The following is a 16,571-nucleotide window of genomic DNA, read 5'->3' as shown; positions in this document are numbered from 1 at the left end:
ACTCCGCAACCGTTTCAACGCTGTTCCAGAGGAAGCACCATGGCCAACGCCTATCTCGACCACCACCTTGCCCTGCTCAACCACCTGCGCATGATCCTCGGCGCCCTGGGCGAAGCCGAGCAGGTGCCGGAAGACAACCACGGCCTGTTCCTCGAGCGCTTCGACGAGCTGATGGCCGAACTGCCGCGCGACCCGGAAGGCGCCCAGTACCTGGGTCAGGACCTGATCAGCCAGGTCTTCCACCGCTACCCGCAGATCGCCCACCTGGTCCCGCGCGACCTGCTGTGGTTCTTCGGTGGCGACTGCCTGCACTTCATGCCCGACGAAGAACTGCAGATGTACCAGCAGCTCGACGAGCGCCGCTTCGAAGCCGAAGAGAACGGCGAGCCCTTCGACTGGAACCGCGAGAAGCAGCTGCTCGCCCTGCCGGACGATACGCCCAAGCACTGACGCCGACCGGATATAAAAAAGCCCGCACGATGCGGGCTTTTTTATGGGCGACGATAAGACGCTTCCGGTAACCATGGCCTCCGGTGCCCTGTTCTGATTCACAATCGAAATAACCAGCCTCGTCCCTACGCGTCCTCCTGCCCCGCCTAGTCCGAAACTCCTATCCCGCCTGGGAGTATCCGCCGATGCGTATCCCCCCTGCGCTTCCCCATAGTGATGGCATCTAGCCGTACAGGGCCGACGGCCCGCCCCAACGATGGAAACTGCGCGGGAGAACACCATGAGTACCCATAAGAAAAATGCATCGCCCATGAGCGACGCATCTGTCAGCACCGATCAGCAAGACTATGCACCCGGTAGCACCGCCACCATCACGGCCACCGGCTTTGCAGCCGGCAGCACCGTGACGTTCCAGGTGCAGCACGTCACGGACGCCGGCCCGGATGGCATCTGGGGCACGCCCGACGACGTGATCGAAATCACCACTGGCGCGGGTCACGATCCGTGGTCCGTGACCGACGGCGGCCCCGGCGACCTCGACGGCGAGGTCAACGGCAGCATCACCACCTCGTGGTACGTGAACCCCGATGACTCCGAAGGCGCGACATTCCTGCTCACCGCGGCATCCGGAGACGTCATGGCGACGGCCTCCTTCACCGACAGTCCGCTCGTCGTGGCGACCGGTGTGACCGTTACCGAGGACGAAACCGCCGGGTTGCAGAACGCCACGGCCACGCCAAGCCCGGCGGGAGACGCTGACGACAATGACATTCTGCTGACCTCCCTGCCCACGGCCTTCTCTGGCCGGCTGACCACCCTGGGCGCCGGCACAGCCACGGGTGCTGCCCTGAGTGGCTATACGGGCGCGGCAGGCAATACCGGCAGCAATGCGTTCACCATCAACGCGGCCCCCGGAGGAACTGTTCAGGATGTCAGCTTCACCGATAGCGCTGGCGCGGCGCTCAACGGCCTGGACAGCGGACTGCAGACCCTCGACGGCACCCACATCCTTCTCTACACGGATACGACCGACAACAACATCCTCGTGGGCCGGGCCGGGAGCGCAAGCGGCGCAATCGTATTCGCGGCCTATATCGAACAACTGCCCCCCACACCGCAGCAGCCCGCGGGTGGCAAGATCTGGATGGTGGAATACCAACCGTTCAAGCATCCGGATGCCACTAATCCCGACGATGCCCTCAACCTGCTGAACAAGGTCTTCATCGGCGTCAGCCAGGACCTGACCTTCAGCCTGGCCAACGCCCCCTCCGGGCAGAACCTGTTCCTGATGTTCACCACGGAGAATCCGTCGACCTTCACCGATGCCAGTAATGTCGTGCGGATATCGAGCCCGACCATCATCGCCACCGGTAAGGACCCCGCGGACCAGTCGAGCGGCGCCAATATCACGACGGGCGACACGATCAATACCAGCCAGGCGGGTGGCCCGACCACCTTTGGCACCAACAACCAGATGATCGTGGAACAGGAGGGCATCCGCTTTACGTTCGTCACCGGTGCCCGGCAGGACCTGACCATCCCCAACCTGGACCAGAACGAAGCGGATCTGGAATCCAATATCGACTTTACCGCCATGTTCGGTGCGAGGTCGGCCAGTTTCGATGTCGTGCAGCTGCAGAGCGGCAAGAGTGCAGTCGTGAAGATCAGCGCGTTCAGCACCGCTGCAGAAACGGGCGTGAACTTCATCAACGGCTATACCGGAGACACGGCCGTCACCATCACCAGTGTAAAAGTCGTCAACATCAGTACCGGCGCCACGGTTACTGATCCAAGCCTGGTCATAAGCATTAATGGCGGGGTTGCCACCGTCACCGGCGTGTTGGCTGGCTACAGGATCGAATACACCACGAGCCAGGATCACAACCGCGTGCTCGTCGAGAACGGCGCGGCCGTCGACGCCAAGGGCAACAACCACGCTGATTTCGATATCGGTGGTTTCAAGCTGCTCCAGGTCTCTGTGGCAACCGCCGAAATCGGCTCCAAGATGATCTTCGAGGATGACGGGCCATCAGCCGCCGGCACCCCGGTGACCGGCACCGTCGACGAAGACGGCCTGACCAATGGCATACCCGGTGGCGTCGGCGACGTGGCCGGCGAAAACACCGTCGCCACCGGCAGCGTGACCGGCATCTTCCAGTCCGGCGCCGATGCGCCGCTGACCTACTCCATGTCCAGCGACACCAGCGGCCTGCCGGCCTTGAGCTCCGGCGGCACGGCGCTGGTCTACAGCGTCGTCGGCAACACCCTCACTGCCACGGCCGGCGTGGGCGGCGCCACCGTGTTCACCTTCAGCCTGACCTCGGCAGGTGCTTATACCTTCACCCTGCTGGGGCCGCTGGATCACCCGGCCGGCAACAATGAAAACGACATCACCCTCAACCTCGGCTCGCTGCTCAAGGCCTCCGACAAGGACGGCGATACGGTAACGGCTGCCGCGGAGAAACTGGTCATCACCATCGATGACGACACACCCAACGCGACGGGTACCGCTGCGACCGGCACCGTCGACGAGGACGGCCTGGCCAATGGCATACCCGGCGGGGTCGGCGACGTGGCCGGCGAAAACACCGTCGCCACCGGCAGCGTGACCGGCATCTTCCACTCCGGCGCCGACGTGCCGCTGAGCTATTCGATGTCCAGTGACACCAGTGGCTTGCAAACCCTGAGTTCCGGCGGCACGACCCTGGTCTACAGCGTCGTCGGCAACACCCTCACCGCCACCGCCGGCGTGGGCGGCGCCACCGTGTTCACCTTCAGCCTGACTTCGGCCGGGGATTACACCTTCACCCTGCTCAAGCCGCTGGATCACCCGGCCGGCAACAACGAGAACGATATCAACATCAATCTCGGCACCTTGCTGCAAGCCACCGACAAGGACGGTGACACGGTGACGGCTTCGGCCGAGAAACTGGTGATCACCGTCGATGACGACACGCCCGACGCGACCGGGACCGCCGCGACCGGCACCGTCGACGAAGACGGCCTGACCAATGGCATTGCCGGTGGCGTCGGCGACGTGGCCGGCGAGAACACCGTGGCCACCGGCAGCGTGACCGGCATCTTCCACTCCGGCGCCGACGTGCCGTTGAGCTATTCGATGTCCAGTGACACCAGCGGCTTGCAGGCCCTGAATTCCGGCGGTACGGCCCTCGTCTACAGCGTCGTCGGCAACACCCTCACCGCCACCGCCGGCGTGGGTGGCGCGACCGTGTTCACCTTCAGCTTGACCTCGGCCGGTGCCTACACCTTCACCCTGCTCAAACCGCTGGACCACCCGGCCGGCAATGACGAGAACGACATCAACATCAACCTCGGCAGCCTGCTGCAGGCCACCGACAAGGACGGCGACACGGTGACGGCTGCGGCCGAGAAACTGGTCATCACCGTCGATGACGACACACCCAACGCGACCGGTACTGCTGCGACCGGAACGGTTGACGAAGACGGCCTGGCCAATGGCATCGCCGGTGGCGTCGGCGACGTGGCCGGCGAAAACACCGTCGCCACCGGCAGCGTGACCGGCATCTTCCACTCCGGTGCCGACGTGCCGTTGACCTATGGTTTGTCCAGCGACACCAGCGCCTTGCAGGCACTGAGCTCCGGCGGCACGACGCTGGTCTACAGCGTCCTGAACAACACCCTCACCGCTACGGCGGGCGTGGGCGGCGCGACCGTGTTCACCTTCAGCCTGACCTCTGCCGGTGCCTACACCTTCACCCTGCTGGGGCCGCTGGATCACCCGGCCGGCAATGACGAAAACGACATCAACATCAACCTCGGCACCTTGCTGCAAGCCACCGACAAGGACGGCGACACGGTGACGGCTGCGGCCGAGAAACTGGTCATCACCGTCGATGACGACACACCCAATGCGACCGGCACCGCTGCGACCGGCACGGTCGACGAAGACGGCCTGACCAATGGCATTGCCGGTGGCGTCGGCGACGTGGCCGGCGAAAACACCGTGGCCACCGGCAGCGTGACCGGCATCTTCCACTCCGGCGCCGACGTGCCGTTGAGCTATTCGATGTCCAGTGACACCAGCGGCTTGCAGGCTCTGAATTCCGGCGGCACGGCCCTGGTCTACAGCGTCGTCGGCAACACCCTCACCGCCACGGCGGGCGTGGGTGGCGCGACCGTGTTCACCTTCAGCCTGACCTCGGCCGGTGCCTACACCTTCACCCTGCTGGGGCCGCTGGATCACCCGGCCGGCAATGACGAGAACGACATCAACATCAACCTCGGCACCCTGCTGCAAGCCACCGACAAGGACGGCGACACGGTGACGGCTGCGGCCGAGAAACTGGTCATCACCGTCGATGACGACACCCCCAACGCGACCGGCACCGCTGCGACCGGCACCGTCGACGAGGATGGTCTGGCCAACGGCATCGCCGGAGGGGTCGGCGACGTCGCCGGCACGGCCACGGTCGCCAGCGGCAGCGTGACCGGCATCTTCCACTCCGGCGCCGATGTACCGCTGAGCTATTCGATGTCCAGTGACACCAGTGGCTTGCAGGCCCTGAATTCCGGCGGTACGGCCCTGGTCTACAGCGTCGTCGGCAACACCCTCACCGCCACCGCCGGCGTGGGTGGCGCGTCCGTGTTCACCTTCAGCCTGACCTCGGCCGGGGACTACACCTTCACCCTGCTCAAACCGCTGGATCACCCGGCCGGCAACAACGAGAACGACATCAACATCAATCTCGGCACCTTGCTGCAGGCGACTGACAAGGACGGCGACACGGTGACCGCCGCAGCCGAGAAACTGGTCATCACCGTCGATGACGACACCCCGACGGCCACCGGTACTCCGGTCACCGGCACCGTGGACGAAGACGGCCTGCCGGGTGGCATTGCCGGCGGTGTCGGCGACGTGGCGGGCGAGGCCATCGTCGCCAGCGGCAGCGTGACGGGCATCTTCCAGTCCGGCGCCGACGTGCCGTTGACCTATGGTCTGTCCAGCGACACCAGCGCCTTGCAGGCACTGAGCTCCGGTGGTACGGCGCTGGTCTACAGCGTCCTCAATAACACCCTCACCGCCAAGGCCGGTGCAGGCGGCGCCAACGTGTTCACGCTGAGCCTCACCGCGGCGGGAGCCTACACCTTCACCCTGCTCGGCCCGCTGGATCATGCGAGCGGCAACAACGAGAACGACCTCACCCTCAACCTCGGCACGCTACTGCAAGCCACCGACAAGGATGGCGACACCGTGACCGCCTCGGCCGAGAAACTGGTCATCACGGTCGATGACGACACCCCGACCCTGGCCTTCGGCAACCTGATTGGCACCGGCAGCATCCTTCCGCAGACCGGGTACTGGGACAAGGCGTACGGTGCGGACGGACTGGGCGCAACCGGCCTGGACATCACGCTGGTGAATGGCCAGTTCACCCTGGTCAGACCGGACAACACGACCACCACCGGAACCGGCACGCTCACCGAGCAGTCGCCTTCACCGGATGCCAATGGCGCGTTCCACTTCGCCGGGACCCTGACCGGTGACTTCGACAACAACGCCGCAACGGCCAATACCAGCGTCGACTACACCCTGACCGCCTTCGCCGACGGCAGCTACACGCTGGACCTGGTACAGGGCTTCAGCTCGACCATCGTCCTCAGCAGTGCCAACGGCTCGCTGGATGCCGGTGGCCCGGACCCGGTACGTACCCTGACGATCGGTACCGAGCAGATCGTCTTCTTCAACGCAGTTCCGACAGCTCCGCAGATCGGTACCCCCCCGAATCCGAATCCGGACCCGACCTCCATTCTGAGCGGCGTAGGGATCGGGGCGCCTGATCCCACCGAAGCGCAACTGCAGACCAATCCTCTGCCGTCGTATATCGGTACGGGTGCCTTGAACGTCAGCACCTCGGGCATCGGCGTCAACAACAACAACCTGGATGGCAATACCACGGCGGGGATCAATACCGGTGATGAGAGCTTCGTCATCAATCCCAAGACCTTGTTGACGGGCATGAAGGTCTATATCGATAACTCGGTGGGCGGCTACGACCCCGCCTCGGAAGAGCTGTACTTCACGATCTACTACGACAATGGCACGACCTCGGGCGCGCCCACCAAAGTGCTGGCCTCCGACCTGCACGCGGAAGCAGGGGGGCAGAAGTCCTTCACCGTCAACTGGGACGGCACGCATCTGATTGACGCGGTCCAGCTCACGATGGGCAAGGGCACGGTCAAGATCCCGGTAATCGAGTTCATCAAGCAGACTGAAAACCTGGCCAGCGACGTCCAGCTGTCGTTCAACGCCACGGTGACCGACAAGGATGGTGACTCGGCGACCAGTGCATTTACCGCCAACCTGTTCGCCAACAAGGCCGCCGGCTCGACCTTCGACTACCAGCTGGTTGGCGTGACCGGTGCGCACGATGCCTTCAACGTCGATCTGTCGCGGCCCGAGAACAAGTACCAGGTCACCGGCTTCGATGTGACCGCCGGCCACCACGACGCCATCGTGCTCAATGGCGACCCGGCCTCCACGTTCTCGATCAACAACAGCACCAACGACAGCGTCGTGACGGTCAACGAAAGCGGCGGGCAGGTCACGACCATCACCGTGGTCGGCGTCGATCTGCTCAATACTGACATCGTGCATGGCGCAGCCTGATTCATCGCGAGCCTGAAAGAACGAGGGTGGTATGGAAAACCACCCTCGCCTTTTCCGCAGCAGGACAAAGTCCGCACGCCCCATCCGCAATGAACGCTCCCGCGCCGCGCGGCCTTTGGAGCGACGCCTTCGCTCGCCCTCCAGATAGGCCGAATCTCCCATCCCGCCTGGGAGTATCGGCCTCTGCCCAATCTCCGGCACTTCGCCATAGTGGTGGTATGTGGCAGTGAAGGGCCACCGTCTTGGCCTGCCTGTTGGTACTACTGCCCAGGAGAGCGCCATGACCACCCGCACGAAACACGCGTCGCCCACCGTCACCACCGACCAGCAGGACTACCCACCCGGTAGCACCGCCACCATCACGGCCAGCGGCTTCGCTGCCGGCAGCACGCTGAGGTTCCAGGTGCAACATGCCTCAGGCGCGGGTGCGGATGGCATCTGGGGTACGCCCGACGACGTGATCGTCATCACCTCCGGCGCGGGCCACGATCCCTGGTACGTGACCGACGGCGGCCCCGACGATCTCGACGGCCAGGCCAACGGCAGCGTCACCACCTCGTGGTACGTGAACCCCGACGACTCGGCCGGCGCGACCTTCCTGCTCACCGCGGCCGCCGCTGACGGGGCCGTGGCGACAGCCTCCTTCACCGACTCCCCGGTGGTTGTGGCCACCGGCGTGACCGTTACCGAGGACGAAACCGACGGGCTGCAGAACGCCACAGCCACGCCAGCTCCTCCGAGCGATGCGGACGACAACGACATCCTGCTGGCCGCCCTGCCCACGGTCTTCTCCGACCGGCTGACCGCACTGGGAGCAGCCACCGCCATGGGCGCCGCCCTGAGTGGTTATACCGGTGCCGTCGGCGACACCGGCAGCGATGCCTTCACCCTCAACCCTCTGCCCGGCGGCAGCATTACCGATGTCCGCTTCACCGACAGCACTGGCGCGGCCCTCAATGGCCTGGACAGCGGGCTGCAGACACTCGATGGCACGCACATCCTTCTCTATACGGATACGGACAATAACAACATCCTCATCGGGCGGGCCGGTAGCGCAAGCGGCGCGATCGTGCTGGCGGCCTACATCGAGGAAACCGGATCGCCACCCACCGGCGGCAAGATCTGGACCGTGGAATACCAGCCGCTCAAGCATCCGGACGCCTCTAATCCCGACGATGCCGTCAACCTGCTGAACAAGGTCTTCATCGGCACCAGCCAGGACCTGACCTTCAGCCTGGAGAACGCGCCCTCCGGACAGAACCTGTTCCTGATGTTCACCGCGGCCAACCCGGCCACCTATACCGACGCCAGTAACGTCGTGCGCATATCGACACCGACCATCATCGCCACCGGCGAGGATCCGGCGGACCAGTCGTCCGGCGCCAACATCAATACCGGTGACACCATCAATACCAGCCAGGGCGGCGGCCCCACCACCTTCGGCACCAACAACCAGATGATCGTGGAACAGGAAGGCATACGGTTTTCGTTCGTCACCGGTGCCCGGCAGGACGTGACCGTCCCCAACCTGGACCAGAACGAAGCGGACGTTGAGGCCAACATCGACTTCACCGACATGCTCAATACGAAGAAGGCCGCCTTCGACATCGTGCAGTTGCAGGGCGGCAAGAGTGCGGTGGTCACCATCAGCGCGTTCAGCACCGCGGTGGAATCGGGCGTGAATTTCATCAACGGCTATGGCAACGACACCGCGATCGCCATCAGCAATGTGCGTGTCATCAACATCAGCACCGGGCAGGTCATCGAGAACTCGGATGGTTCGGTGAATGATCCGAGCATTGCCATCAGCTTCAACGGCGGGGTTGCAACAGTCACCGGCGTCCTGGCCGGCTACTCGATCGAATACACCACGCTGCTGGATCACAACCGCGTGCTGGTGCAGAACGGGGCCCCCGTCGACGCCTCGGGCAATGACCACGCCGACTTCGACGTCGGCGGCTTCCGGCTGCTCCAGGTCGCCACGGCGACCGGCGAAATCGGCTCGAAGATGAGCTTCGAGGACGATGGCCCGACAGCAGCCGGCACCCCGACAATCGGCACTGTCGACGAAGACGGCTTGCCCAGTGGTATTCCCGGTGGCGTCGGCGACGTTCCCGGCGAGGCTACCGTCGCCAGCGGCAGCGTGACCGGCATCTTCCAGTCTGGGGCCGATGCTCCGCTGACCTACAGCATGTCCAGCGATACCAGCGGCCTGCAGGCGATGAGCTCCGGCGGTACCGCGCTGGTCTACAGCGTCGTGGGCAACACCCTCACCGCCACCGCAGGGGTGGGCGGCGCCACCGTGTTCACCTTCAGCCTGACCTCGGCAGGCGCCTATACCTTCACCCTGCTCGGCCCGCTGGATCATCCGGCCGGCAACAATGAAAACGACCTCACGCTCAACCTGGGCACCCTGCTGCAAGCCACCGACAAGGACGGTGACACGGTGACGGCCGCAGCCGAGAAACTGGCCATCACCGTCGATGACGACACGCCGAACGCCACGGGGGCCGCTGCGACCGGCACCGTCGACGAAGACGGCTTGCCCAATGGTATCGCCGGCGGTGTTGGCGACGTTCCCGGCGAGGCCACCGTCGCCAGCGGCAGCGTGACCGGTATCTTCCACTCCGGCGCCGACGTGCCGCTGACCTACTCCATGGCCAGTGATACCAGCGGCTTGCCGGCATTGAGCTCCGGCGGCACGGCGCTGGTCTACGGCGTCGTGGGCAACACCCTCACCGCCACGGCGGGGGTCGGCGGCGCCACCGTGTTCACCTTCAGCCTGACCTCGGCGGGCGCCTATACCTTCACCCTGCTCGGCCCACTGGATCACCCAGCTGGCAATGACGAGAACGACCTCACCCTCAACCTGGGCACGCTACTGCAGGCCACCGACAAGGACGGCGACACGGTGACGGCCGCAGCCGAGAAGCTGGTCATCACCGTCGATGACGATACCCCGACGGCAACGGGTACACCCGCGACCGGAACGGTCGATGAAGACGGCTTGCCCAATGGTATCGCCGGAGGTGTTGGCGACGTTCCCGGCGAGGCTACCGTCGCCAGCGGCAGCGTGGCTGGCATCTTCCACTCGGGCGCCGACGTGCCGCTGACCTACTCCATGGCCAGTGATACCAGCGGCTTGCCGGCATTGAGCTCCGGCGGCACGGCGCTGGTCTACGGCGTCGTGGGCAATACCCTCACCGCCACCGCAGGGGTGGGCGGTGCCACCGTATTTACCTTCAGCCTGACCTCGGCAGGCGCCTATACCTTCACCCTGCTCGGCCCGCTGGATCATCCGGCCGGCAACAATGAAAACGACATCATCATCAATCTCGGCACGCTGCTGCAGGCCACCGACAAGGACGGCGACACGGTGACGGCCGCAGCCGAGAAACTGGCCATCACCGTCGACGACGACACGCCGAACGCCACGGGAGCCGCTGCGACCGGCACCGTCGACGAAGACGGCTTGCCCAATGGCATCGCCGGCGGAGTTGGCGATGTTCCCGGCGAGGCTACCGTCGCCAGCGGCAGCGTGACCGGTATCTTCCACTCCGGCGCCGACGTGCCGCTGACCTACAGCCTGTCCAGCGATACCAGCGGACTGCAGGCATTGAGTTCCGGCGGCACGGCGCTGGTCTACGGCGTCGCGGGCAACACCCTCACCGCCACCGCAGGGGTCGGCGGTGCCACCGTGTTTACCTTCAGCCTGACCTCGGCGGGCGCCTATACCTTCACCCTGCTCGGCCCACTGGATCATCCGGCCGGCAACAATGAAAACGACCTCACCCTCAACCTGGGCACACTTCTGCAGGCCACCGACAAGGACGGCGACACGGTGACGGCCGCAGCGGAGAAACTGGCCATCACCGTCGACGACGACACGCCGAACGCCACGGGAGCCGCTGCGACCGGCACCGTTGACGAAGACGGCTTGCCCAACGGCATCGCCGGCGGAGTTGGCGATGTTCCCGGCGAGGCCACAGTCGCCAGCGGCAGCGTGGCCGGCATCTTCCACTCTGGCGCCGATGTGCCGCTGACCTACAGCATGTCCAGCGATACCAGCGGCCTGCAGGCACTGAGTTCAGGCGGTACCGCTCTGGTCTATAGCGTCGTGGGCAACACCCTCACCGCCACCGCCGGTGTGGGCGGCGCCAGCGTCTTCACCTTCAGCCTCAGCTCGGCAGGCGCCTATACCTTCACCCTGCTCAAGCCACTGGATCACCCCGCCGGCAACAATGAGAACGACATCAACATCAACCTCGGCTCGCTGCTGCAAGCCACCGACAAGGACGGTGACACGGTAACGGCCGCAGGTGGAAAACTGGTCATCACCGTCGATGACGACACGCCGGACGCCACAGGAACTGCTGCGACCGGCACCGTCGATGAAGACGGCCTGCCCAACGGCATTGCCGGCGGCATCGGCGACGTCCCTGGCGTGGCCACAGTCGCCAGCGGCAGCGTGACCGGCATCTTCCACTCCGGCGCCGATGTGCCGCTGACCTACTCCATGGCCAGCGATACCAGTGCTCTGCAGGCCTTGAGCTCGGGCGGCACGGCGCTGGTCTACGGCGTCGTAGGCAACACCCTCACCGCCACGGCTGGGGTGGGCGGTGCCACGGTGTTCACCTTCAGCCTCACCACGGCAGGCGCCTACACCTTCACCCTGCTCAAGCCGCTGGATCACCCGGCCGGCAACAACGAGAACGACATCAACATCAACCTCGGCACCCTGCTGCAAGCCACCGACAAGGACGGTGACAAGGTCACCGCCGCAGCCGAGAAACTGGTCATCACCGTCGATGACGACACCCCGACCGCGACCGGCACCCCGGTGACCGGCATCGTCGACGAAGACGGCCTGCCCGGTGGCATCCCCGGCGGCATCGGCGACGTGGCCGGCCAGGCTACCGTGGCCAGCGGCAGCGTGACCGGGATCTTCCAGTCCGGTGCCGACGTGCCGCTGACCTATGGCCTGTCCAGCGACACCAGTGCCCTGCAGGCGCTGAGCTCCGGTGGCACGGCGCTGACCTACAGCGTCTCGGGCAGCACCCTCACCGCCAAGGCCGGCGCGATCAATGTGTTCACGCTGAGCCTGACCGCAGCGGGTGCCTACACCTTCACCCTGCTCAAGCCGCTGGATCACCCGAGCGGCAACAACGAGAACGACATCAACATCAACCTCGGCACCCTGCTGCAAGCCACTGACAAGGATGGCGACACGGTTACCGCCGCGGCCGAGAAACTGGTCATCACCGTCGATGACGACACGCCGACTCTCGCCTTCGGCAACCTGATCGGCACCGGCAGCATCCTTCCGCAGACCGGGTACTGGGACAAGGCATATGGCGCCGACGGGCTGGGCGCGGCCGGTCTGGATATTGCGTTGACCGGGTTCACCCTGGTCAGGCCGGATAACTCGACCACCACCGGGACCGGCACGCTCACCGAGCAGTCGCCGTCGCCTGACGCCAATGGCGCGTTCCACTTTGCAGGGAAGCTGACCGGTGACTTCGACAATAACGCCGCCACCGCGAACACCAGCGTCGACTACACGCTGACCGCCTTTGCCGATGGCCATTACACACTGGACCTGGTACAGGGCTTCATCTCGACGCTGGTGCTCAGCAGTGCCAACGGCTCGCTGGATGCCGGTGGGCCGGACCCGGTGCGCACGCTGACGATCGGCACCGAACAGGTCGTCTTCTTCGGCGCCAACCCGCTGGCTCCGCAGACAGGGGCCAACAGTATCCTGACCGGTATCGGACTCGGGGCGACCGATCCCACCGAAGCGCAACTGCAAACCAACCCCCTGCCGTCGTACATCGGCTCGGCAGCCATGAACGTCAGCACCTCCGGCATCGGTATCGCCAACAACAACCTGGAGGGCAACAACACGGCGGGCATCAATGCCGGTGACGAGAGCTTTGTCGTCAATCCCAAGACCTTGCTGACAGCCATGAAGGTCTATATCGACAACTCGGTGCAGGGCTACGACCCCACCACGGAAGAGCTGTATTACACGGCCTACTACAACGACGGCACGACGTCCGGCGCCCCCATCAAGGTGCAAGCCGCCGATCTGCACGCGGAAGCGGGGGGACAGAAGTCCTTCACCGTGCAGACGGTCGGCAGCAAGCTGATCGATGCCGTCCAGCTCATCATGGGCAAGGGCACGATCAAGGTGCCGACGATCGAGTTCATCAAGCAGGTCGAAAGCCTGGCCAGCGACGTCAAGCTGACGTTCAACGCCACGGTCACGGACAAGGACGGGGACCCGGCGAGCAGCTCGTTCGCTGCCAACCTGTTTGCCAACGATGGGGCCGGTGCGACCTTCCAGTACACGCTGGCGGGCACTGCCGGGGCGCGCGACGCCTTCAACGTCGACCTGGTACGCCCGGAAAACACCTACCAGGTCACCGGCTTCGATGTGACCGTGGGCCACCGGGACGCAATCGTGCTCAATGGCGACCTGGCGTCCACCTTCACGATCGACAATACCGGCGCCAACAGCATCGTCGCGGTTCATGAGACGGGCGGACAAACCACCACCATCACCGTGGTCGGGGTCGACCTGCTGAATACCGACATCGTGCACGGCAGCGCCTGACCGTTCGCGCATAAAAAAGCGAGGGTGGTGTGGAAACCACCCTCGCTTTTTCTTTGCCGCTCGCAGGAGCGAGATTCAACGAGAGACGCCCTGGGCGCCTTGAAGAGGCTGGGCATCCGGCCGTGATGAACCACGATCCAGCTCCACCCAGGATGACTCGGGCGGCAACTCGCTGTCGGTGAGCCCGTGCTTGAGCGCATACATCAGCAAGTCCATGCGATTGATCAGATGCAGCTTCTGATAAATGCTGCTGAGGTGGTTATGCACGGTGTGTTCGCTGATGCCCAGGTGCTCGGCGATGCTCATGTATTTGGCGGACGGGTCTTCCACGATGGCGCGGATCAGCTCCTTCTCGCGCACCGTCAGGCGCGCCTGCCTCGGCTGTTCCGGATTGCATTTCAGGTGCATATGCCCGTTCGCGGCATAGCTGGACAGCCCGCCAGCCCAGGCCCTGTCCAGCCCGATGTCGCGATGATGGACATTGATGATGGCCTGCACGATCGACTCCGTCGGGTCTTCCGCCAGCACCACGCCACGTGCGCCCGCCTGTATCGCCTGGGCAACCGGGACCGATTCATACAGCCCCTTGAGCACCAGCACTTTCATTGCGGCGCTACGAGCGAGCTCCGCTACAACCTCCAGCGGGCTCAGCGCATCCGGAAAGAAACTGAAGAAGATCACATCGGGACTCAACTGGTCGGCGAGATCCAGCGCGTAGGCATAGGTACTGGCCTGGCCACCCACTTCCATCTGCGGCCGTCTGCCGTCGATGAGGTCGTGAAGCCCCATGAGAACCAGGGGACGGCAGTCAATCAGCATCACACGTATGGTCTTTGTACGGTCAGGCATTTTCTTTCTGACCTCCTGAAGGATGAACCATGGCCTACACCCACGGACTTTTCGGAATCAGCGATTCGTCCACCCGTCCACCGCGCTTGGCAGACGGATGCGAGAACCGACAAGCCTTGGCGGGGCTCGCTCGGGTGTGGACAACAAGGGGGGACTGGCTCTGGGTAGCCGTCCATTCGCTGCATCAGTAGCAGTTGCGGACGCATCCAGGAACCGGGGGGCCGTCGAGATGACACAGATGGGGAATAGCTACCGCAAGCCCAGGATCTCGTTCTCCTCGACTGGTCAACAGAGTCTAGGTCAGCCTTTGCGTCCATCGCAGAGCCAAGGCAACGGTGACAAGTCCGCCGGATATCCCCCAGAAATCGTAAATAGCTGTACTTAATCAATGAGTTAAATCAGTGCCAGGCAACTGACGGCCCCATTCTTGCGCGGACCAAAGCGTCAATTTGCCGACAAAAGGCGCACAAAAAACGGAAAAATGATAATTACGTCAAATTATCGTCGAAGCCCCATTCGGGCGGCGCACGGCCAGCGATGCGAATCGCCCGGGTACCCCGGCGGCGCCCGCCTTGAGTCACGACCGGAGGATTGCTCGGCCAGTCGAACAGGCAGCTATCGGCGGGTCAGGGGCGCATGATGTCGGTGGCAGAGCGGTCGGCACTCAGCCAGCCATTCACGCTCTGGACGCTTTCAACCGGCGCTTTCCCCGCCCAGCGATTGAGCGTGAACACATTGCTGAGGAATTCATATTGCGTCTTGAGCAGATCACGCCGGGCGCGGAATTCGTTGCGCACCGCGGCCAGCACATCGACGGCGTTGACCATGCCGTAGGTCAGCCCTTTCTCTGCCGCCACCCGGGACAGCTGCGCCGACGACAGCGCCACCCGGCTCGCCTCGATCTTCTCGCCATTCGAATTGGCGGTCAGGTAGGCGCTGGTGATCTCCTTGACCACCCGACGCCGAATCTCCTCCCGTTGCTCCTCGGCGACCACCTGATCCTGGTAGAGCCCACGGACCCGCGCCGAGGTCGACCCGCCGCTGTAGATCGGCACCTGAACGCCGACGCCGGCCACGTAGCTGTCGGTGCGAGGCGCCAGGGAGTTGTTGTAGCCCTCGTTGGTCTGTTGTGCGCTGAGGCTCAGGCTCACGGTCGGATAGTGCCCGCCCTTGCCACTGCGCAACGCCGCTTCCGCGGCTTCGACACCGCTCTCGCTGGCCTTGAGTGCCGGGTTCTGCGCTATCCCCTCGCGGACCCAGTTCTCCAGGCTCTGCCCCGATACCTGCATGTGCACGTCGTCGCGAACCCGGCTGAGCCGCTCCTTCACCGGCCGGCCGACAATCTCCGCCAGCGACTCCCGGCTGATGGTGGCCTGGTTGCTGGCCTCCAGTTCCTGCGCCGCGAGCAGGTCCACCCGGGCCTTGAGGTCGAGTTGATCGGTCACCAGTGCCAACTGCTTTTCGTAGAGCGCAGTGACCCGGTCCAGGCTTTCCTGCGTGGTTCGACGCTCCGCCTTCACCAGCTCCAGTTCATCCTCGGCCGCCAGGGCGGTGAAATACCGCCGCGCCAGCTCCACGGTGGCCTCCGCCTGGGCGTCCTGGGCCGCGGATTCGGTCTGCTTGGCAAGGCTCTGGAACTTCTTGTAGTTCTCCCACGCGGCCTTGTTGTAGAGGTACTGACGCAACACCAGGCTGTAGGTTTCGGCGTCGTAACTGTCCTGGATGATGTCGTTTTCCTGGCGAATCTGGTTCACCCCGGCGTTCAGCGACACCTGTGGCAACAGCGTGCCCAGGGCTTCGCGCTGATGCTCCTGCCCCGCCTTGGCCTGGGCGAAGGAGGCCAGGACCTTCGGGTCCTCCAGCCGCGCCTCGCGATACAACTGCATCAGGTCGCTGGAAAGCGTCGACGCGCTGGCCCCGGCCGAGGTTGTCGCGGCCGTTTGCGCAAGGGCGCCGCCCGCCGCCAGCATGAACATCCCCGCCAACAGAACTGCCGACGTGTCCATG

Annotated in this window: 5 protein-coding genes; 3 read left to right on the top strand and 2 right to left on the bottom strand. The window is 64.4% G+C overall.

Annotation, left to right across the window (positions count from 1 at the left end; all coding sequences use genetic code 11):
• The first annotated feature begins 39 nt into the window (after positions 1–39).
• The 3 genes from ACQ5BL_RS03515 to ACQ5BL_RS03505 all read left to right on the top strand — a co-directional run bounded on the left by ACQ5BL_RS03515 (position 40) and on the right by ACQ5BL_RS03505 (position 13,715).
• Complete coding sequence (locus ACQ5BL_RS03515) at positions 40–450, top strand: PA2817 family protein (RefSeq protein WP_243805006.1); 411 nt, start codon at positions 40–42, stop codon at positions 448–450.
• Between the two features lie 310 nt (positions 451–760).
• On the top strand, positions 761–7,099 hold the full coding sequence (locus ACQ5BL_RS03510) for a beta strand repeat-containing protein (RefSeq protein ID WP_243805007.1): 6,339 nt from the start codon (positions 761–763) through the stop codon (positions 7,097–7,099).
• 280 nt (positions 7,100–7,379) lie between these two features.
• Positions 7,380–13,715, top strand: coding sequence for a beta strand repeat-containing protein (locus ACQ5BL_RS03505; protein WP_243805008.1), 6,336 nt, complete (start codon positions 7,380–7,382; stop codon positions 13,713–13,715).
• Positions 13,716–13,790: 75 nt separating this feature from the next.
• On the opposite strand, the gene ACQ5BL_RS03500 is transcribed toward ACQ5BL_RS03505, so the two are convergent.
• Both ACQ5BL_RS03500 and ACQ5BL_RS03495 read right to left on the bottom strand, forming a co-directional pair.
• Positions 13,791–14,564, bottom strand: a complete 774-nt coding sequence (locus tag ACQ5BL_RS03500; RefSeq protein WP_207886448.1) for a response regulator transcription factor — start codon at positions 14,562–14,564, stop codon at positions 13,791–13,793.
• 626 nt (positions 14,565–15,190) lie between these two features.
• The gene (locus ACQ5BL_RS03495) at positions 15,191–16,570 is read right to left on the bottom strand and encodes a TolC family protein (RefSeq protein WP_243805009.1); all 1,380 of its coding nucleotides are present in this window, start codon (positions 16,568–16,570) and stop codon (positions 15,191–15,193) included.
• Between the last annotated feature and the right edge of the window lies 1 nt (position 16,571).

It is taken from the genome of Pseudomonas sp. B1-22, assembly GCF_050474425.1.
Classification (GTDB): domain Bacteria; phylum Pseudomonadota; class Gammaproteobacteria; order Pseudomonadales; family Pseudomonadaceae; genus Pseudomonas.
Note: the sequence above shows the minus strand (reverse complement) of the source record. Positions and strands in the feature narration are given on the sequence as shown.